20 protein-coding genes are annotated in these 18,743 nt (G+C 61.5%); 14 read left to right on the forward strand and 6 right to left on the reverse strand.

What is annotated here, in order from left to right; all coding sequences use genetic code 11:
- Positions 1-275: 275 nt before the first annotated feature.
- Positions 276-1,247: a glycerophosphodiester phosphodiesterase family protein gene (locus AC1D2N_RS15335; RefSeq protein ID WP_028733798.1), complete on the reverse strand. Its 972-nt coding sequence runs from the start codon at positions 1,245-1,247 to the stop codon at positions 276-278.
- Positions 1,248-1,361: 114 nt separating this feature from the next.
- Here AC1D2N_RS15335 and AC1D2N_RS15340 point away from each other — a divergent pair, with 114 nt between their 5' ends.
- From AC1D2N_RS15340 to AC1D2N_RS15385, 10 genes are all read left to right on the forward strand, one after another.
- On the forward strand, positions 1,362-2,168 hold the full coding sequence (locus AC1D2N_RS15340; protein ID WP_028733799.1) for an alpha/beta fold hydrolase: 807 nt from the start codon (positions 1,362-1,364) through the stop codon (positions 2,166-2,168).
- 87 nt (positions 2,169-2,255) lie between these two features.
- Positions 2,256-3,266, forward strand: coding sequence for a ligase-associated DNA damage response exonuclease (locus AC1D2N_RS15345; protein ID WP_130652011.1), 1,011 nt, complete (start codon positions 2,256-2,258; stop codon positions 3,264-3,266).
- 51 nt (positions 3,267-3,317) lie between these two features.
- Complete coding sequence (locus AC1D2N_RS15350) at positions 3,318-4,943, forward strand: cisplatin damage response ATP-dependent DNA ligase (RefSeq protein WP_130728926.1); 1,626 nt, start codon at positions 3,318-3,320, stop codon at positions 4,941-4,943.
- A 113-nt stretch (positions 4,944-5,056) separates the two neighbouring features.
- Positions 5,057-5,977: an alpha/beta hydrolase family protein gene (locus AC1D2N_RS15355; RefSeq protein WP_130652013.1), complete on the forward strand. Its 921-nt coding sequence runs from the start codon at positions 5,057-5,059 to the stop codon at positions 5,975-5,977.
- A 190-nt stretch (positions 5,978-6,167) separates the two neighbouring features.
- The gene (locus tag AC1D2N_RS15360; protein ID WP_130652014.1) at positions 6,168-6,974 is read left to right on the forward strand and encodes a L,D-transpeptidase; all 807 of its coding nucleotides are present in this window, start codon (positions 6,168-6,170) and stop codon (positions 6,972-6,974) included.
- Between the two features lie 176 nt (positions 6,975-7,150).
- Complete coding sequence (locus tag AC1D2N_RS15365) at positions 7,151-7,885, forward strand: L,D-transpeptidase family protein (RefSeq protein ID WP_047619579.1); 735 nt, start codon at positions 7,151-7,153, stop codon at positions 7,883-7,885.
- 284 nt (positions 7,886-8,169) lie between these two features.
- A complete protein-coding gene (locus AC1D2N_RS15370) occupies positions 8,170-8,379 on the forward strand; it encodes a cold-shock protein (RefSeq protein WP_003546468.1) in 210 nt (69 codons plus the stop codon).
- A gap of 275 nt (positions 8,380-8,654) precedes the next feature.
- A complete protein-coding gene (locus AC1D2N_RS15375) occupies positions 8,655-8,939 on the forward strand; it encodes a hypothetical protein (RefSeq protein ID WP_018241184.1) in 285 nt (94 codons plus the stop codon).
- Between the two features lie 59 nt (positions 8,940-8,998).
- Positions 8,999-9,235 (forward strand): 30S ribosomal protein S21, encoded by a 237-nt coding sequence (gene rpsU / locus AC1D2N_RS15380; protein WP_018241185.1) that lies wholly within the window; start codon positions 8,999-9,001, stop codon positions 9,233-9,235.
- Between the two features lie 230 nt (positions 9,236-9,465).
- Complete coding sequence (locus tag AC1D2N_RS15385) at positions 9,466-9,690, forward strand: hypothetical protein (RefSeq protein WP_003546479.1); 225 nt, start codon at positions 9,466-9,468, stop codon at positions 9,688-9,690.
- 36 nt (positions 9,691-9,726) lie between these two features.
- On the opposite strand, the gene AC1D2N_RS15390 is transcribed toward AC1D2N_RS15385, so the two are convergent.
- Positions 9,727-10,215, reverse strand: a complete 489-nt coding sequence (locus AC1D2N_RS15390) for a MarR family winged helix-turn-helix transcriptional regulator (protein WP_018241186.1) — start codon at positions 10,213-10,215, stop codon at positions 9,727-9,729.
- A gap of 337 nt (positions 10,216-10,552) precedes the next feature.
- On the opposite strand from AC1D2N_RS15390, the gene AC1D2N_RS15395 reads away from it, so the two are divergent.
- Positions 10,553-10,975, forward strand: coding sequence for an organic hydroperoxide resistance protein (locus AC1D2N_RS15395; RefSeq protein WP_018241187.1), 423 nt, complete (start codon positions 10,553-10,555; stop codon positions 10,973-10,975).
- A 93-nt stretch (positions 10,976-11,068) separates the two neighbouring features.
- On the opposite strand, the gene AC1D2N_RS15400 is transcribed toward AC1D2N_RS15395, so the two are convergent.
- Positions 11,069-11,515, reverse strand: coding sequence for a MarR family winged helix-turn-helix transcriptional regulator (locus AC1D2N_RS15400; RefSeq protein ID WP_028733805.1), 447 nt, complete (start codon positions 11,513-11,515; stop codon positions 11,069-11,071).
- Between the two features lie 88 nt (positions 11,516-11,603).
- On the opposite strand from AC1D2N_RS15400, the gene AC1D2N_RS15405 reads away from it, so the two are divergent.
- The 3 genes from AC1D2N_RS15405 (at position 11,604) to AC1D2N_RS15415 (ending at position 13,743) form a co-directional block, all read left to right on the forward strand.
- Positions 11,604-12,332, forward strand: a complete 729-nt coding sequence (locus AC1D2N_RS15405; protein ID WP_130652015.1) for a DUF899 domain-containing protein — start codon at positions 11,604-11,606, stop codon at positions 12,330-12,332.
- 85 nt (positions 12,333-12,417) lie between these two features.
- Positions 12,418-12,885 carry a DUF1579 domain-containing protein gene (locus tag AC1D2N_RS15410; protein WP_130652016.1) on the forward strand — a complete coding sequence of 156 codons (468 nt, stop codon included), beginning with the start codon at positions 12,418-12,420 and terminating at the stop codon, positions 12,883-12,885.
- Between the two features lie 78 nt (positions 12,886-12,963).
- Positions 12,964-13,743 carry a VOC family protein gene (locus tag AC1D2N_RS15415; protein ID WP_028733807.1) on the forward strand — a complete coding sequence of 260 codons (780 nt, stop codon included), beginning with the start codon at positions 12,964-12,966 and terminating at the stop codon, positions 13,741-13,743.
- Positions 13,744-13,942: 199 nt separating this feature from the next.
- Here AC1D2N_RS15415 and AC1D2N_RS15420 read toward each other — a convergent pair whose 3' ends face one another.
- The 3 genes from AC1D2N_RS15420 to AC1D2N_RS15430 form a co-directional block, all read right to left on the reverse strand.
- Positions 13,943-15,463, reverse strand: coding sequence for an ABC-F family ATP-binding cassette domain-containing protein (locus tag AC1D2N_RS15420; protein ID WP_130652018.1), 1,521 nt, complete (start codon positions 15,461-15,463; stop codon positions 13,943-13,945).
- Positions 15,464-16,152: 689 nt separating this feature from the next.
- On the reverse strand, positions 16,153-16,755 hold the full coding sequence (locus AC1D2N_RS15425) for a hypothetical protein (RefSeq protein WP_047619590.1): 603 nt from the start codon (positions 16,753-16,755) through the stop codon (positions 16,153-16,155).
- A 225-nt stretch (positions 16,756-16,980) separates the two neighbouring features.
- Positions 16,981-18,573 carry an ABC-F family ATP-binding cassette domain-containing protein gene (locus AC1D2N_RS15430; RefSeq protein WP_130652019.1) on the reverse strand — a complete coding sequence of 531 codons (1,593 nt, stop codon included), beginning with the start codon at positions 18,571-18,573 and terminating at the stop codon, positions 16,981-16,983.
- Positions 18,574-18,743: the final 170 nt, after the last annotated feature.

Genomic DNA, 18,743 nt, shown 5'->3' on the forward strand with positions numbered 1-18,743 from the left:
CCTTTGATCCTGGCGGAAAGATGCCCGGCCCTTCGGGTTGGCTGAAACGGGCCGGCTGATCGACCGGCCGGCTTGGCCGTAGAGCCGGGCTACGACGCGCGCCGGCCGGTCGACCATCCGACTCCGTTTGAGCCAACAGAATGCTTCAATCTAACCCGGAAAGGCTCTATTGCATGTCGCCCAAAAGTGTGCAGCGGTTTTGGGAGAACGACATGCACAAAAGGAAACATTGAAAGACGCCGCATCGATCAGGTCGATGCGGCGTCTTTCAAGCTCTATTTCGCAAGCTTGCCGATTGCCTCGATCTCGTTCGTCCATATGCCCGCCGCATAGTTTGGCTGCAGCCGCGCCAGTTGCGCGGGGTCATCGATGCCGGTGGAAAAATCGCTGCCGCGATAGGGGCCGAGCACGAAGACCTCGGTCCCGGCATCCGCCATCCGGTTGAGAAAACGGTCCGGCCAGCCCCAGAGCCACGGGGCGATATTGATCGGCACCAGCATCATCGCATGTTTGCATTCGTCCGGCAGCAGGCCGGTCCAGCCATAGCCGATATAGCCGAACAGGCAGCCCTTCAGGCTCTTGCGCGAGGCGGTCTTGATATCGGGTGCCATCCGGCGCAGCACGTCGATCGGCTCGTCACCGCCATAGACAATGATCTCGGCCCGTCTTTCCTGGGAAAGTCCGTTGAGCACGGTGGCGAGCTTTTCGCCCTCGGAAGGATCGCGGCTCTTGACGTTGATGAGGAAGCGCCGATCCGGAAAGGTCGACAGCACCTCGGCAAGGGTCGGCATCATGCCGATGCCCCTGCCGCGAAAGGGAAAGGTCTTGCCGCCATCGGCGGTATAGCCATAGCCGATGTCGAGCCTCTTCATGTCAGCCATCGAATGCTCACGGGTGACGCCATGCCCGTCGGTGCGGCAGTCGAGCGTCCAGTCGTGAAAGACGGCGAACTGCCCGTCCGTTGTCGGATGTACGTCGATCTCCACAATATCGGCGCCGGCCGCAAAGCCTGCCTGCATCGAGCGGATGGTGTTTTCGAGATAATCGTGTTTTGGCGGCAGCATGCGGCTCGCCGTGCAGGTGTCGTTCTTGAGATCGGTTTCGTCGAAGCGCTGGGCGATGCCGCGATGGGCGAGCAGCACCGGTTTTCCCGGTCGGTGTTCGGCAATCAGGCTGGTATTGTTGAGGTAGATACCCGCCGCGACGACCGCGATTGCCGCCGCACAATAGAAAAACTTCCTGCCCAATGCTGATCCCCCTGGTTGCATCGCAAGGGCTAGAAAGCGATTCTGGTTGTTCTTGGGCTGTTTTCCGGCTTTTCTATGCCATCGGTCTATTCGCCGGACGGGAGTCTCATCGCTATGGAACCACAAGACGACGAGCTCATCCATTTCGAGACGCATGGCGGCGCCCCATTGCCGCCGGCAGCAGTTGAAGGGCATGTCGCGCGCGACGGTGCCCGCATCTGGTATGCGTCCTACGGTGCAGGTTCCCCTGTCATTCTGCTGCATGGCGGCCTTGGTCACAGCGGCAACTGGGGCTATCAGGTCCCGGCACTGTTGCGCCGCGGCCGCCGCGTCGTGCTGATCGACAGCCGTGGCCATGGAAGAAGCACCCGCGATGCCCGTCCCTATAGCTATGAGCTCATGGCCTCCGACGTGCTCGCCGTCATGGACGCGCTGCATCTCGACAAGGCGGCCGTCGTCGGCTGGAGCGACGGCGCCTGCATCGCCCTGATTCTCGCCATGACGGCGCCGTCACGTGTCGAGGGGGTCTTCTTTTTCGCCTGCAACATGGATCCGAGCGGCACGCTGGAATTTGTTCCGAGCCCGGTCATCGACCGATGCTTCAGCCGGCACGCCAAGGACTATGCCGCATTGTCCACCACGCCTGACGATTTTAATCCATTCGTCGAGGCGGTCAGCCTGATGATGCGGACGGAGCCGAATTATCAGGCCGCCGACTTGGGCCTGATCCGGGTGCCGGTCGCAATCGTCCTCGGCGAGCGCGACGAATTCATCAAGCCCGACCATGCCGAATATCTTGCTCGCAGCATTCCGAACGCTGAGATGATCTATCTCACAGGCGTCAGTCATTTCGCGCCGCTGCAGCGGCCGGGTGAGTTTAATGTCGCTGTGGTCAACTTTCTCGACGGGATAGGGTCATGACATTGCAGTCGTTGAGCCGCGCCCCATTCCATAGTCCGTTCTTCCCGCCCTCTGGCCTCGCGTCCATTTCCCGCTATCTCTCGTTTCATGAGACCTGATGCGCTGCTTTATCCCGCCCCGGAGGGGCTCTATTGCCCCGAGGGCGGCTTCTATGTCGATCCGGTGCGGCCGGTCCAGCAGGCGCTCGTCACCCACGGCCATTCGGATCATGCCCGCCCGGGCCATGTAAACGTGCTTGCCACCCGCCAGACGCTCGACATCATGCGCCTGCGTTACGGCGACGGCTTTTGCGCCAGCGAGCAGGCCGCAGCCTTCGGCGAGGAACTGCTGGTCAACCGCGTCAAGGTAAGCTTTCATCCCGCCGGCCATGTGCTCGGCTCCGCCCAGATCGCCATTGAGAAGAACGGCACACGCATCGTCGTCTCCGGCGACTACAAGCGCCGACCCGATCCGACCTGCGCCGCCTATGTGCCGGTTGCCTGCGATGTCTTCATCACCGAGGCGACCTTCGGCCTGCCGGTCTTCCATCATCCCGATCCAATGGAGGAGATAGCCAAGCTGCTGGCGTCGCTGCGGCAATTTCCCGAGCGCACCCATCTCGTCGGCGCCTATGCGCTGGGGAAGGCCCAGCGCGTCATCCGGCTGCTGCGAGATGCCGGTTATGCCGAACCGATCTATATCCACGGCGCCATGGAAAAACTCTGCGACTATTACATCGAGCAGGGCATCGATCTCGGCGAGCTGCTGCCGGCGACGATCGAAAGCCGCGACAAATCAGTCTTCAAGGGTGCGGTCGTCATCGGCCCGTCATCGGCCTTCGCCGACCGCTGGGCCAGGCGCTTCAACGAGCCGCTGCCGGCCTTCGCCTCCGGCTGGATGATGGTGCGCCAGCGCGCCAAACAGCTCGGCGTCGAACTGCCGCTTGTCATCTCCGATCATTGCGACTGGCCGGAGCTGACCGAAACGATCCGGGAACTGCGCCCGGCCGAGGTCTGGGTGACACATGGCCGCGAGGAGGCCCTGGTGCGCTGGTGCCAATTGCAGGGCATCAAGGCGAAGCCGCTGCATCTGGTGGGTTATGAGGATGAGGCCGATTGAGGAGATGAGCAATATCCCGCGTCAAAACCCCTCCGAAGTCGGGAGGCGCCCATGAAAGCCTTCGCCGACCTCCTCGACCGCCTGGTGCTCACACCCAGCCGCAATGGCAAGCTGAAGCTGCTGACCGACTATTTCCGCGACACGCCCGATCCTGACCGTGGCTATGGCCTTGCCGCCATCGCCGGCACGCTGGAGGTGCGCAACGTCAAGCCCGCCATGCTGCGCGAGCTGGTGCTCGAGCGCATGGACGAGGTGCTGTTCCGCTATTCCTATGATTATGTCGGCGATCTCGCCGAAACCATCTCGCTTGTCTGGGACAATGAGAGGGATATCGACCGCTCGGCGCTCGCCCAGCCGCGTCTCGGCGAGGTCGTCACCGGCATGAACGCACTCGGCCGCACAGAAGTGCGCAGCTTCGTCCGTGACCTGCTCGACCGGCTGGATTCGTCCGGCCGTTTCGCCTTCATCAAGCTGGCGACCGGCGCCATGCGCATCGGCGTTTCCGCTCGCCTTGCCAAGCAGGCGCTGGCCGATCTCGGCGACAAGGACGTCACCGAGATCGAAACCCTCTGGCACGGTCTGCAGCCGCCCTATGAGACGCTGTTTGAATGGCTGGCGAATGGCGGCGAAAAACCGGTGCTGGCCACACCGGCGATCTTTCACTCCGTCATGCTCGCCAATGCGGTGGAGGAGGGCGATCTCACTGGTCTCGATCCGGCCGACTATGTCGCCGAATGGAAATGGGACGGCATCCGCGTGCAGCTCTCCCGCTCCGGCGACAGGCGCAAGATCTATTCCCGTTCCGGCGACGACATATCAGGCGCCTTTCCCGATATTCTCGACGCGATCAGTTTTTCCGGCGTCGTCGATGGCGAGCTGCTGGTCGGCGGCACCGCCCGCTCCAACAGCCCGACCCGGACCTTCTCCGACCTGCAGCAGCGCCTGAACCGCAAGACGGTGACGGCGAAGATGCTCGGCGACTATCCCGCCTTCATCCGCACCTATGACCTGCTCTTCGACGACGAGGAGGATGTCCGCGGCCGGACCTATATCGATCGCCGCGACCGGTTGACCGAGATCATCGACCGCGCCCCCCATGACCGTTTCGATCTCTCGCCGCTTGTGCCGTTCTCGTCGTGGGAAGAGCTCGACCGTCTCCGCGCCGCGCCGCCCGATCCGGTCATCGAAGGCGTGATGATCAAGCGCCGCGACAGCATCTACCAGGCCGGCCGCATGAAGGGCCCCTGGTTCAAGTGGAAGCGCAACCCCTATAATGTCGATGCGGTGCTGATGTATGCCCAGCGCGGCCACGGCAAGCGCTCCAGTTACTATTCTGATTTCACCTTCGGCGTCTGGGCCGATGACGAGGACGGCGAACAGCTGGTGCCTGTCGGCAAGGCCTATTTCGGCTTCACCGATGCCGAACTCGAGGTGCTCGACAAGTTCGTGCGTGACAATACCACTGAGCGCTTCGGCCCGGTGCGCGCCGTGCGCGCCGACAAGGATTTTGGCTTCGTCGTCGAAGTGGCCTTCGAGGGCATCAACCGCTCGACCCGGCACAAATCGGGGGTCGCCATGCGTTTCCCCCGCATCGCCCGCCTTCGCCCCGACAAGCCCTCCTACGAGGCCGACCGGCTGCGCACGCTGATCGCCATGATCGACGCCAAGCCGGAATGAGGTTGCATGCCCTGCGCAACAATGACGCAGGGCAATATTTTCAACATCATGTGTATTGGCGGCAACGATCTTCCGGTGCAGATTCTGCGTGCCGGGGAAATGATGGGTGCGTTATGAGCTCGCTTGAACAAAATTCCTTTTTCCGTCAACGCCGTGCCGTTCTGGCGGGTCTTGCCGGTGCACTCATCCTGCCGCGCATGGCAGCCGCGTTTGATGTCCCGGACGAGCCGCGCCTCGCCAAGCACGACTATGCCAAGGTCCGCCACCATTTCCGCACCAAGCTGTTGCAGAAAGGCCCGGCGCCCGACAAATACGAACCGCTGAATGCGCCTGCCGATGCCGACAGGATCTTCTACCGCTCCGGCTACGGCGAGCTGGAACTGGCGGCCTGGGTTTCCAAATACAAGCGCGAGCGCGCCGCCAAACCGGCCGTGCTCTTCCTGCACGGCGGCAATGCCATGGGCATCGGCCACTGGCAGCTGATGAAGCCCTATATGGATGCCGGTTATGTCGTGATGATGCCGTCGCTGCGCGGCGAAAACGGCCAGATGGGCAATTTCTCCGGCTTCTACGACGAGGTCGACGACGTGCTGGCCGCCACCGAGCGCCTGGCGCATCTGCCGGGCGTCGACCCCGAACGGCTGTTCATCGCCGGCCACAGCATCGGCGGCACATTGACCATGCTGACGGCGATGACCACCCACAAGTTCCGCGCCGCCGCGCCGATTTCGGGCAACCCCAACGCCTTCCGCTTTTTCAGCCGCTATCCCCAGGATATCCGCTTCGACGACAGCAATGAGCATGAATTCGAGGTGCGCTCTGCTCTGTGTTACGCCCAGAGCTTCAAATGCCCGGTGCGTGTCGTCCACGGCACCGAGGAGCCGCATTTCAACGATCGCGCCGATCTGCTTGCCCGTCGCGCCCGCGCCGCCGGCATTCATATCGAGACCGAAACCGTCGCCGGCAATCATACCTCGGCGCTGCCGGCCGAGATCGAACAGAGCATCCGTTTCTTCCACGGGGTGGCGGCCTGAGTTTCGCCGCCACCGGCAATTGCGATTAAGTGCCCTGGACGATTGATCCGCGATCCCGCCACCGATGGCGGCGGGCTGGTCGTTTCCTGACCTTGTGCCTTTTCCACCCCAACGCCAGCCTCGCGCCAGCCGCGGATGCCATCGTCCCGGCAGATGTCGTTGTCTGCCGATCGTTGATAAGGGTGGTTCCATGAATTTTCTGCGCCGGGTCTTCCCGATTGCCGGGCTCGTGATTGCGGTTGCGTCGCTGAGCGGGTGCAACATCCTCATTCCCGATGTCGCCGCCGATTCGCCCGCCCGCTTCGTCCAGGAAACCTCGCCGGTCTTCTATCAGCCGCCCGGTGTCGATCCGCGCCGGGTGCGGCCGATCCCCGATCAGCCGGTGCCGCAGACGCGCGAACTCTACAAGACCCAGTTCCACCAGACCTATGGCCTGCCGGTGACCAATCCCGTGCATATGGCGATGTATGGTGAGCTTCGCGACGCGGATTTCACCCTGCCGGCGATCCCGGTCAGCCGCGTACAGCCGCAGTTCCTGCGCCAGGAGGTCGATTATCAGACGACCGAGCGTGCCGGCACCGTGGTCGTCGATACCAAGGCGCATTTCCTTTATTTCGTCGAGGGCAACGGCAAGGCGATGCGTTACGGCGTCGGCCTCGGCCGCGACGGTTATGCCTGGTCCGGCCGCGGCGTCATCCAGTGGAAGCAGAAATGGCCGCGCTGGACACCGTCGGTCGAAATGGTCTCGCGCCAGCCTGAGGTTCGCCCGTTCGGGGCGGAGAATGGCGGCATGAATCCGGGGCTGATGAACCCGCTCGGCGCGCGCGCCATGTATATCTTCAAGGACGGGCAGGATACGCTCTATCGCATCCACGGCACGCCCGACTGGCAATCGATCGGCAAGGCCACATCGTCGGGCTGCGTGCGCATGCTGAACCAGGACGTCATCGATCTTTACGACCGCGTTCCTGCCAGGGCCGAGATCGTTGTGATGTAGCGCTGCAACAGCGCTGCTCATATCGTCCGCTTCAGGCCGGACACGTCTACGTGAAGCTATGGTTTATTTGGCGCAAGCCGATAGATCTTCTCTAGTTGTTATCGGCATCGGGCGAATCGCTGGTTTATCAGCCCTTTCGTCCGGCTTCCCGCATCAGAGGAAATCAGTCCCGCGTCATGAGCTTCGATAGACATCTTTCCCGCCGCAGCTTTCTTTCCTTTTCGGCATTGACCGCAGCCTCCGCGCTCACCGGCTGCGCCTCCTCAGCCAATACGGTAACATCGGGCGATACGTCGATCATCTATCGTTCGCCCATGCGCCTGTTCCAGTCCCCGGCCGCGTCAAGCGTGCCGAGCGGGCCCGAGCTTGCCGTCATGTATGGCCCGGTTGAGGATGGCGGCTTTCTCATTCCGGCCGTTCCCTACGAGCAGATCGATCCGCGCTATTATCGCCAGCGCGTCGTCGATCCCACTGGCCAGCCGCCCGGCACCATCGTCGTCGATACGCCGTCGCGTTTCCTTTATCTCGTCCAGGGCGACGGCATGGCGATGCGCTACGGCGTCGGCATCGGCCGCGAGGGTTTCGCCTGGCAGGGCTCGGGCGTCATCCAGTGGCGTCAGAAATGGCCGCGCTGGAAACCGCCGAACGAGATGGTCGCCCGCCAGCCGGAACTCGTCAAATATTCGATCGACAACGGCGGCATGGAGCCTGGCCTGAAAAACCCGCTCGGCGCCCGCGCGCTCTACATCTTCTCGAATGGAGAGGACACGCTTTATCGCCTGCACGGCAATCCCGATTGGCGCTCGATCGGCAAGGCCGTCTCATCGGGCTGCGTGCGGCTGCTGAACCAGGATATCATCGATCTCTACGATCGCGTTCCGACAAAGGCGCCGATCGTCGTCTGGCAGTAATTTTCACCCAGGCGGCCGCGATCCGGCCGCCTCGGACCGATCCCTTTGTCCCCGGGCAAGCAGGTTGCTTTCCCCTGGACAAGAGCTTCATATTGCGCCCGCAAGAGAATTATTTTCCGAAATACCATTGCTTAATTCGGTAAATATCCTACATGGTGCGTATCGAATTGCTTGCGACCTTTGTCCACGCGCTTGAGCGCACCGTCAGATATCCTCTCAACATCGATACGGCTTGTCGGATATCTCTCCGCAGGCGAACACAAACGGTTGAAAAGGAGATCGTTATGAATTCAGGCGTCGTCAAGTGGTTCAATGGCACCAAGGGTTTTGGCTTCATTCAGCCGGATGATGGTTCTACGGACGTTTTCGTCCATATTTCAGCGGTTGAACGCGCCGGCATGCGCGAACTCGTTGAAGGTCAGAAGATCCGCTACGATCTCGTCCGCGACAAGAAGTCCGGCAAGAATTCGGCTGATAATCTTCAGGCCGCATGATTTGTCATTCGCCTCTGCTGACCATGAATATGGCAGCGGGCTGGCCATGTGCTGGCGGCAAGCCGACCACGGATGTACTGGCAGCGAGCTGACCAGGGGTGGCGGTGAGCTGACCATACGGGCAGCGGGCTGAGTGACTGGAAGAGGTCGGGTCCGAGCCCGGCCTTTTTGCTTTGATCGCAGGCTTTTCCGGAATGGCCCTCGGTCGTACCTGAATGGCCCCTGGTCGTTCTGATTGACCGATTGAGCAGCCGAAGAGTCGAAGGGACGCTGAAATGGGCAGACCAAACTATAAAGTCGGCGACATGATCGTGCTGAAGTCCGGCCTCACCCGCACGGCGAAAGCCGACAAGCGGTGCCGGATCTCCAGCATCCTGCCCAACGACCATGGGCATGTGCAATACCGCGTCCAGTTCGACGCAGAGAATTTCGAACGCCGCATCACTGAGGCCGACATCGATACCGGGGAAACGCCATCCAGGGTTTCCCCCCAAGCGGCGGCCAAGTCCGATGGCGCCGAGCCCTGGCTGAAGTTTTCGAGCATCAAAATCGGGAAGTAGTTCCGGGTTTTTTATTTTGGACAGTGCGGCCTCGCCGCCGCAACAGGAAGGATATCGTTTTGCAGGTACTCGTCAGGGACAACAATGTCGATCAGGCGCTCCGCGTGCTCAAGAAAAAGATGCAGCGGGAAGGCCTGTTCCGGGAAATGAAGGCGCGCAGCGCCTTTGAAAAGCCGTCCGAGAAGCGCGCCCGCGAAAAGGCCGAGGCCATTCGCCGCCAGCGCAAGCTTGCCCGCAAGAAGCTGCAGCGCGAAGGTCTGCTGCCGGCACCGAAGAAAGTTCTCCGCACCCGCTGATCCCGGCCGGGGAGTCGCGGTCCGGCTGTGGCAGCACGGTCCGACCGCGGAATCATGGTTTCAGCCGTGAGATCACGGCTTTCAGCCGCGGATTCATGGCTTGCGGCGCTGCGCGTCTTTTGAGACGCGCAATGGACGCTGTAACACTTTGAATTTCTGCATAATTCCTTGAGCCAATTCCGATTTAAGGAATTATGCTGTAGCGCCGCCATCACCTGGGAAAGGGGCACATGACCGCCACCAAGGGAGAATTCTTCAATCCCGCCAAGCTCTCGTCTCGCGACAAGGCGGAAGCGACCGATCACACGGCGCGTGCCATCATCGCCGCCGAGGCGTCGGCCCGTGACAAGAAGACGGAGAAGCTGAAGGCGCTGCGTTTGCAGCAGGAGGCCGAGGCCGAACCTAAGGCGGCTCCTGCAAAGAAGCGTCGGTCGCCGGCTAAGCCGCGGCCCTGATCTCTCGGCGCGCACGCTGATGACGGGTGGACGCGTTCAGCCTCCGTCCGCGCCGGCCCGCCCGAGATTACCCCGCAGCCGATGCAGCATGTCGCGCATCTCGGCCATTTCCTTAAGCGTGCAGCCTGCGGCTTGCCCGATCGCCATCATGATCGTATCGATCTCCCCCTTCATAGCCTCACCTCTAGGGGTCAGCGACACAATCACCTGCCGTTCGTCGCGCAGGTCGCGGATGCGCTTGATCAGCCCGCTCTGTTCCAGCCGTTTCAACAGCGGCGACAGCGTGCCGGAATCGAGATCCAACTGCTCGCCGATCGTCTTGACCGGCAATTCGCCGCGTTCCCAGAGCACCAGCATCACCAGATATTGCGGATAGGTCAGGCCGACCTTGTCGAGGATCGGCTTGTAGGCGCGGGTGAAAGCATGCGCCGTCGCATAGACCGCGAAGCACAGCTGTTTTTCCAGCCGCTTCTCCTCTTGCGGTATCTCCATCGTCTTCGTCGTGTGCGCTTTCATATCCATCATCCCTAGAGCATTCCCGTTTTTCTTCGAATCACGAAATGCTCTATCCCTTTGTTTTCACGCAATTCCGGGCGCAAAACCGCTGCGCACTTTTGCTGGAATTGCTCTAGAACATGATGCCGAAAAGTGTCAGCGATTTTCGGGCGACATCATGCTCTAACTCTTTAATTTAGAACAGGATTCAGATTTTAGGCCGGCGCGGCTAAGATCATCCTGTTCTAAGGCCTGATTGTCCTCCTTTCGAATTCGAAATGCAATTTGCAAAATTCACTTGCGTACAATTTAATTGTGCGATACTAAAAAACCAACCCCATCGAAGGGCCAACCAAAGGAGATCGTCATGCCTATTCTCTATACGACCAAAGCCTCTGCCACCGGCGGCCGCGCAGGCCGCGCCGTTTCCGAAAACGGCGTTCTGGACGTGACCCTGACCGTCCCCAAGGAACTCGGCGGCGACGGTGCGACCGGCACCAATCCCGAACAGCTCTTCGCTGCCGGCTACTCCGCCTGCTTCCTCGGTGCATTGAAATTTGTCGCGGGCCAGCAGAAGGTCAAGATTCCGGAAGACACGACGGTCTCCGCCAAGGTCGGCATCGGCCCGCGGGAAGATGGCGGCGGCTTCGGCATCGAAGTGGCACTGACGGTTGACATTCCGGGTCTCGACCGCGAAACGGCTGAAAAGCTCGCAGCCGCAGCCCATATCGTCTGCCCCTACAGCCACGCCATGCGCACCTCGACCGAGGTTCCGGTCACCGTCGCCTGATCGATTTTAAAAAAGTTGGCAGCCGTATCGGCTGCCACCATCTGCCGGCCGGGTAGGGTGCTATCCGGCCGGCTTCGGCGTTTCGGCCGCCATTCATGACAACGCCTGCAGATCCTGCCGCAGCCTTGCGACGCTGCCATCCGGCAGCTTTCCGTCGATCATCGCATGCGTGCTTTCCCAGATCGGCAGCGCTCTCACCAACACCGCCTTGCCCTCAGTGGTGAGGCTCAGCAGCCGGCCGCGCCTGTCCCTCGGGTTCTCCATCACCGTCACCCAGCCCTTGCGCTGTAACGGCTTCAGTGCCGCCGTCAGCGTCGTCTGGTCCATGGCGAGCAGGGCGGCGACCGGCCCCATTGGCGGTGGCTCCGGCCGGTTCAGCGACATCATCAGCGAAAACTGTCCATTGGTCAGCCCGGCCGGCCTCAGTGCGTCGTCGAACAGCCGGGCAAGCGCGCGCGCTGCCCGCTGCACATGCAGGCAGAGGCAGGTGTCGCGCACCATCAGCGTCGTGGAAAAGGGAATCTCGATCGAATTTGACATGCTTCATTTCTATTGATATCAATGTATTTAGTCAAGGAGAAGGAGATGAGCCGGCTTCACCGGCAAGCGCCGGAGGAGGGCGCACTCCATGCAGAATGAGGTTGTTTCCCGCGAAGAGTGGCTGGAGGCCCGCCGTGCCCTGCTGGCAAAGGAGAAAGAGGCGACGCGGCTGCGCGACAGCGTCAACGCCGCCCGTCTGGCGCTGCCCTGGGTAAAGGTCGACAAGGATTATGTCTTCGAAACGCCCGAGGGCAGGAAGTCGCTCGCCGATCTCTTCGACGGTCGCAGCCAGTTGCTGATCTACCATTTCATGCTCGGCCCGGATTGGGATGCCGGCTGCACTGGCTGCTCCTTCCTATCGGATCATGTCGATGGCGCCCTGCCGCATCTGAACCATCATGACGTTACCTGGGTCGCTGTTTCGCGCGCGCCGCTTGACAAGATCGCCGCCTACAAACGGCGCATGGGTTGGAAATTTCCCTGGGTCTCTTCCTTCGGCAGCGATTTCAATTTCGATTATCACGTTTCTTTTAGCCCCGAGGATCTTGCCAAAGATAAGGTCTTCTACAATTTCACGCCTATGCAGCCGGCTGATGCCAATGACGAACTGCCGGGCCTCAGCGCTTTCTACCGCAACAACAAGGGTGAGATCTTCCATACCTATTCGAGCTATGCTCGCGGGCCGGAAGAACTGATCGGCACCCTGATGATCCTCGACCGCGCGCCGAAGGGCCGCAACGAGGACAGCACGATGAATTTCGTGCGCCGCCACGACGAATATGAGGAGGCCGCCAAGGCGCCATCCTGCTGTCACTGAGCCGGAGCATGATGCCGAAAAGTGTAAGCGGTTTTGCGTCCGGAATGCGGAAAACAAGCGCCACCATCACTCAAGGGAGAAGAGGATGATGAAGACCGCTGAAGTGCTGAAGGAACATTCCTTTCTGGAAAGACTGATCGGCGACTGGACCGTCACCGCACCCGACATGAGTGGCGGTGGGCCCTGGACCGAGACCGTCCGCTCGCTGCATGGGATCTGGTTCGTCGCCGAAGGGACCGGCCGCATGCCGGATGGTAAGGAGGCCACCAGCATCCTGACGCTCGGCTACAACGCCGCAAAGGGCAAGTACGTCGGCAGCTGGATCGGCAGCATGATGGACTATATGTGGGTCTATGAGGGCGAGGTCGACGCGTCAGGCAATGTGCTGGACCTTTATACGACAGGGCCCGACTTCAACGGCGAGGGACTTGCCGAGTACCGCGAGCAGATCATCTTCGTCGATGCCGATCACCGCACCTTCGTCTCCAGCGCCAAGCAGCCGGATGGCTCCTGGAAGCAGTTCATGGAAGCGCATTACGCCCGCAGGATCTGACAATCACGGCGCTCACCCTCGAAATAGAGGCCTTGCAAAGAGGCTTCCGAAGAGGAGCGTCGAAAAAGGGAGAGTATGATGTCTGAGACGCATGGAAAGTTCATCTGGTGCGAGTTGATGACCCCCGACACATCAGCTGCCGCGAAATTCTACAGCTCGGTCGTCGGCTGGACGACCTCCGAAATGAAAATGGAGGGCATGCCGACCTACACGATCTTCGAGGCGAACGGCATCGGTGTCGCCGGCCTGATGGAATTTCCGGCCGAACTCGAGGGCAAGGGCATTCCACCGAACTGGACAGGTTATGTCGACGTTGACGACGTCGACCAGTCGGCCAAGGATTTTGCCGCCAATGGCGGTTCGGTCCGCCGTCCGCCGGAAGACATCCCGACCATCGGCCGCTTCGCCGTCGTCGCCGATCCGCATGGCGCGGTGCTCTGCATCATGACGCCGGCGCCGATGGAAAATCCCATGCCGGAACTGGCCTTCGACGCGCCCGGCAATATCGGCTGGCGCGAACTCTATGCTGCCAATGGCGAGGAAGCGCTGGCCTTCTATTCCAAGCGGTTCGGCTGGACGAAGCACAGCGAATTCGACATGGGTCCGATGGGCGTCTATTATCTCTTCGCCCATAACGGCAGGCAGATCGGCGGCATGATGACCAAGCCGGAAAACCTTCCGATGCCCTTCTGGTGCTATTATTTCATCGTGCCGACCCTCGACGCCGCAACCGAACGCCTCACATCGGGCGGCGGCAAGGTCGTCCACGGCCCGATGGAAGTCCCTGGCGGCAGCTGGATCGTCCAGGCCACGGACCCGCAAGGCGCCTTCTTCTGTCTGGTCGCACCGAAGCGGTAGGTTTGGGAGCGACGTTGGCGGTGTGCCGTGCAGCCCCCTCATCCGCCCTACGGGCACCTTCTCCCCGAGGGGAGAAGGGGGGGAATCGAGACGTCGCCACGAGTCTCTTCTCCCCAGCGGGGAGAAGGTGGCGGCAGCCGGATGAGGGGGCCTCACGGCACACCGTCAACAACAATTACGCTCCGGATCCCACCATCCATCACCCTCCAACCGAAGCAAAGAACCCTTCCGGGCTTTCCACCTCTACCAGCCGCTTCTTCTCGATCAGCCAGAACCGGTTTCCCACCGCCCGCACGAAACTGCGGTCATGCGATACCAGCAGGCAGCTCGCCTCGTGCGCCATCAACTCGCTCTCCAGCGCCTCCTGGCCCTCGATGTCGAGGTGGTTGGTCGGCTCGTCGAGCAGGTAGAAGTTCGGCTCCGCAAGTCTCAGTACCAGCATGCCGAGCCGCGCTTTCTGGCCACCGGAGAGCTGGCCGATCGGTTTTGCTTGCATGTCGATCGTCATGCCGGCGCCTGCCAGCAAGGCCCGCGCCCGCTGGTCGCCGACATCGAAGCGGCGGATGATCGTGCCGATCGGCGTATCGCTGTCGGCAAGATCGGCAAGCGCCTGGTCGCCATAGCCGAGCACGAGCGAGGGTGTCGCCTTGATGCTGTCGCGCGCCGTCTCAGGTCTTTCGATCGCCTGTTTCAGCATCGACACCAGCCGCGACTTGCCGGCGCCGTTGAGGCCGAGCAGCACGATTCGGTCGCCCTGGCAGATGAACTGCCGGCCCGTCTTGAACAGCAGCGTTCCATCCGGCGTCGTCACCGCCGCATCCTCCAGCGTCACCAGTACCTTGGCATGGGTGCCGCGGTTGGCGAGCCGGATGGCGCCGGCCGAGCGCTCCAGATGCGCCGGTTTTGCCGCGTCCTCCAGCTTCTCCGCCCGTTGCCTGAGCTGCTTCGTCTTGACGACGAGCAAGTCGCTGCCGGAATTGATGCCGATATTGTTGAGCTTCGCCGCCTGCTTGCGCAGTTGCTCCGCCACCTTCATGTCGCGCTCGTAGCGCCGGGCTTCGGAAGCGTCGGCCTCGTCAAGGGCGGCGCGTGCCCTGGTATAGGGCAGGGCGAAGACCGGCGATTGCTCCGGCCGCAGGAACAGCGTCCGGTTGGTCGTCGCATCGAGGAAGGCGCGGTCGTGGCTGGACAGGATAACCGGCACGTCGCGCGGCAGCGCATTCAGCCAGCCCTCCAGCTGCGCGATCTTTTCAAGGTCGAGATGGTTGGTCGGCTCGTCGAGCAGAAGCACGTCGGGCTCGCTCACCCAGGTGCGGGCAAGCATGGCAAGCCGCTGCCAGCCGCCGCTCAATTGCTTCAGCGGCCGGCTCCGCATGAGCTCCGGCACGTCGAGCGATTCCAGCACGACGTCGACGCGCCAGCTCTCGCTTTCGGCCTGATCGGCCGGCAGCGCCTGCAGCACCGCATCGTAGAACGGCGTGTCGAAAAGGGCAGGCGGCACATTTTGCGCGACATGGCCGAAGGTCAGCCCGCGCGCCTTGGTGATCTCGCCCTCGCTCGGCTCCAGCGTACCGGTGATGCAGGCAAGCAGCGTCGATTTCCCCCGCCCGTTCGCAGCGACGAGGCCGATACGGTCGCCGGCATTGACGACGAGATTGAGCTTGGAAAACAACGGATTGCCCAGCGTCACGCCGAGATTGCGGATATTGATGAGTGTCATGATCGTTCTCTGGTCTTGACCGGGTGGTCGGCACGATCCGGGGCATTCAGCCATCACGGGATTGCGCGGTTCGAGCCCGGGAAATGAGAGGAATGCGCGCTGTCATCTACGGCGCCACATTGGCCACGAAGGGCAGACCAGGAAGAGATGTCGAGAAACGGTCTCTGGTCAGCCCTGCAAACGCATTTGCAGGGCGTTGACGGGACCACGCTGGCGATTAAACCGAAAATAATATTGCATTGCGTGATCCTCCTTTCTCGATAGAGTTGCAGTGTTGAAATACCATTGCCGGCAAAATGAGGCAAGGGCGCCACGGAGCCCAAGGGAGCCTCATCCTGAGGTGCCCCGCAGGGGCCCCGAAGTACGAGGCGGGTGCGCTGGCGGTTGATGACGCAAGACGCGGCGGTGGAGCGTGTCCTTCGAGGCTTCGGCCTTTGGCCTGCACGCGGGATAAGGGAGGTTTGGAGGAGGCCGCGCTCTCATAGGCGGGTAGGGAATGGGAGGTGTCGGTGGCGGAGGGCACGGCTGCTCCCCTGAAATCACCCGCCCGCATCGCCGCCCGCCTCGACCGCTGATATCGAGCCGATGTCGAGATGGTTGGTAGGCTCGTCGAGGATCAGGAGCGTCATCGTGACCAGAAGTGTCGCAATGGCTCACCATATCTGCACCAGCATTGGGCCGTTCAGAAGTCATTGGCGGCAAAGGTTACTTATTGCTCCAACCTTTTGCTGCAGGTCCGCAAGGGCTTTGGCAGCCAGTTCAGTGCCCAATTGTTTGTACGTCGTGGTTTCGGCCATCTTCTCGGTAAAACAGGTGCAATAGGTTTGGATTTGCTGCTGGGTAATAGCTTGGTTGAGTGAGGCCTGCTTCTGAACGCACGCAAACTGGGTGTCAGCTATGAATGATTTTCGAGCTTCGCCACCGATTGCTTCGTCGCGAGAGAACACAAACTCTCCGTAGGTAAAAAGGCCGACGAAAATTGTGACAAAGAGCGCCGCGAACGTGATTGCCCCCCGAATGCCACTTGCGTTCGACTTAGCTTGCGCCCTTATAAAAACGTTTCGTATGGCCGCAATCACAACAAATAATAGTGGTGCGGCGAGAACCTGCCCACCTAAAGCGCTAATCGTTTCCGCACTCCGAGTGTGGGCGTAGTTTGCTAGTTCAAAGCCTCGACCGGTCGCGACCTGAAGTAACAAGGTGACAGCGCTAACGCTAACGCCAAAATTGGCGCTTCTCCAAAGGCTCCATTTTTGAGCTGCAGGATGCTCGATCGCCTCTTCCATAGTCATGCCCTTCTCCACCAAGCCGCCGCGGTGACTGTCATAGGTTGAATGCGTTATATCTTCCAAGTATGGTATCGCTTTCGAACTAGCGGCAGGAAGCCTTTTCATGGCGAAACGGGCTAGTGGAGCAATCGAGATTGAGCGAAGACTTGATGGCAGGCCGAAAGGCAAAATACCCCAGGGCAGCCGTCAGAGCGTCGCTGGCGGGAGGCACCGATGCTCCCCCTAAAATCACTCAACCCCATCGCCCGGTAATTCCAGCCGCCGCTCTATCCCGATACTCTCGAGAAACGTCTCGTCATGGCTGACGACCACGAGCGCGCCGTCGTAAGCGCGCAATCCGGCCTCAACGGCGGCAATCGAGTCGATATCGAGATGGTTGGTCGGCTCGTCGAGGATCAACAGTGGCGGCGGCGCTGAGCCGAGCACACAGGCCAGGCCCGCTCGCAGCAATTGCCCGCCGCTCAGCGTCGATACGGTCTGCAGCGCCGCATCCGCCCTGAACATGAAGCGGGCAAGGGCCGCCCGGCAGGTATTTTCATCGGAAAGTGGATTGATCCGGCGGAAATTGTCGCGGATCGAGGCCGACGGATCGAGAAGGCTGACCGTCTGATCGAGCATCGAGAAGGCAGTCATGACGCTGACCGCGCCGGCCCAGGGTTTTAGATCGCCGGTGATAAGCGCCAGCAAGGTCGTTTTGCCCGAGCCGTTGCGGCCGGTGACGGCGATACGCTCCGGTCCCGTCACATCGAAGGAGAGATCGCGGATGACGGGATCACCCGGCTGGTAGCCCGATGTCACGCCATCCACCCTCAGCACGATCTTGCTGGCGGGCAGCCCGGTCGGCGGCAAGGTGACCGACAAGGGCAGCAGGATCTCGATCTTCTCGCGCGCTGCCCTTGCCTCTTCCAGGGCCTGGGCGCGCCGGCGCTCGGCGAGGCGGGCGTTGTCGCCGCCCGTCGTTTCGCTCCGCTCCTTCATGCCGCCGAGCATGATGCGCGGTATGCCGCCCTTGGCGGCCATCTTCCGCCCGGTGCTGTCCCTCTGCGCCTGGCGCTCCACCGTTGCCTGCGCCTTCTTTGCCACCTCGGCCATGCGTTTTTCGGCTTCAGTGAGATCATGCTGTGCCGCCACGAGCTCGAGGGCCTTGCGCTCGCGATAATGGCTCCAGTTGCCGCCGAAGCGCGTGGCGCCGAGCGAGGTCAGCTCGACGATCGCGTCGACGCTTTCGAGCAGTTCCCGGTCATGGCTGACGATGATGGCGCCGGCCCGCCAGCCTGACATCAGCGCGATCACCGCCTCGCGGCCTTCGCGATCGAGATTGTTTGTGGGTTCGTCGAGCAGCAGGAAATCCGGTTCGGTAAAGATCAGCGCCGCCAGCCCGGCACGTGTGCGCTGCCCGCCGGAGAGTGCCGCAAGCGGGGTTTCCGGTGACGCGTCGAGCCCGGTCCGATGGAGGGCTGCGGCAATGCGCGCCTCCAGCATCCAGTCCGCGGATGCCAGCTCGTCGGCCGTTGCCGCGCCGGCTTCGGCGCGGCGAAGAACAGCGAGCGCATCGGTGACGCCGAAGAGATCGGCAACCGTTTCGTCAGATGCTACCTGAACGCTCTGCCGCAGCACGCCAAGGCTGCCGTTGACGGATACGGTGCCCGAATGCGGCTGGACTTCACCGGAGACGAGCTGCAGCAGCGTCGTCTTGCCGACGCCGTTGCGCCCGACGAGACCGGTACGCTCGGCTCCGAAACTCAGGTCGAGATTCGAAAAAAGCGGCCGCCCGTCAGGCGCGGACCACGAAACTTGGGAGAGGGTGATGGAGGTAGGCATGGATATGGATTTCCCGGTTGGCAAGGCGAACTGGCGTTGCGATCGGGTTAAAATCCATTGCGGCACACATCCTGTTGAAATGGTCGATGGCAGGCAATTTAGGGAATAAAGGCTTTCGGTTCAAGGCGACACAGCCAATTGGGCGGCAGGCAGCGATCCTGCCACCCCTT

Source organism: Rhizobium sp. P1_B8 (assembly GCF_056406515.1).